Annotated in this window: 2 protein-coding genes; both read right to left on the bottom strand. The window is 57.9% G+C overall.

Annotated elements, in window-relative coordinates:
• Positions 1–323 precede the first annotated feature (323 nt).
• Positions 324–455, bottom strand: a complete 132-nt coding sequence (locus tag RTX98_RS20095; protein ID WP_312798653.1) for a hypothetical protein — start codon at positions 453–455, stop codon at positions 324–326.
• A gap of 14 nt (positions 456–469) precedes the next feature.
• A partial coding sequence (locus tag RTX98_RS20090; protein WP_312798651.1) for a hypothetical protein occupies positions 470–894 on the bottom strand: 425 nt, incomplete at its 5' end.

Here is an 894-nt window from a genome sequence, read left to right as displayed (position 1 = left end):
CGCATCACGGCGCTCCTCCAGAGCGTCCGGCCGCATTGCCGACCGGCCGGCCGGGATAAACCATGCTCGACAATTTCGCGGCCGCGAAATTATCCGATCAATGCTACGTAAGCGTACTTGACCATCCAGTAGAGCAATAACAGGCTGCTGATCGCAAATAGGGGCCTTGGAATGCCCAGCGCAGGCGCCAGGACGTTCCAGCCGTATGATGCCGTCCTGGACGTTGCGCGAAGAATAACTCTGAGAACGTTCATGCTGATCTCCGGTCTTGCGTCGAGGTGGGGCCGGTACCGCTGATGTTGAGGTCCGTGCGCGCCTGGACGCTACTTGAAATATTTTTGGTCGAAAGCCTTGTCCTTCTCGGCGGCCACGTTCTTTTCGTGGCGGTCCATCGCCAGGTATCCGACGATCGAGACCAGCAAGACGACGATGACCGCAATCAATGATCTACGCATAGCTTCCTCCAACTTCATCCAAGGCACACGGCCGCGAGCACCACCAGCGCGCCCACGATACCACCGATAAGAGCCTGCACAATTGCGAGCGCCCAGCTACCGGATCGGGCTTTTTTTCTCTCCGCTGCCAGCTGCGCCGCGCCTTCGCTAATGATGTTGGCCGCTTTGCCGACTTCGCTAGTGACAGCATCGCGAGCCGCCTTGAATATCTCCGCTTTGGCTTCCGCTACGGCCTTCATTGCTGCCGCGAGCTGGGCTTGATCGACGCGCGTGGCCAGGTCTTTCGATCCCGCCATGATCTGTTCTTGGAGCTTGACGAGCGCACCAATCTTCGCGTCTAGGTCGGCATTGTTACGTTCCCATTGTTCCTGCGCAGTGGCGAGCAAATCTGCAATTACAACTTCGTTCAGTGCGACAAGAGCAAATACCGGATCGGCTC

It is taken from the genome of Tianweitania sp., assembly GCF_032053605.1.
In the GTDB taxonomy this organism is placed as follows: Bacteria; Pseudomonadota; Alphaproteobacteria; order Rhizobiales; family Rhizobiaceae; genus Tianweitania.
The sequence above is the reverse complement of the archived record's forward strand: the minus strand, read 5'-3'. Positions and strand labels throughout refer to the sequence as shown.

Coding starts and splice junctions, on each gene's coding strand:
- RTX98_RS20095 (WP_312798653.1), bottom strand. CDS start 455: ATGCGTAGATCATTGATTGCGGTCATCGTCGTCTTGCTGGTCTCGATC.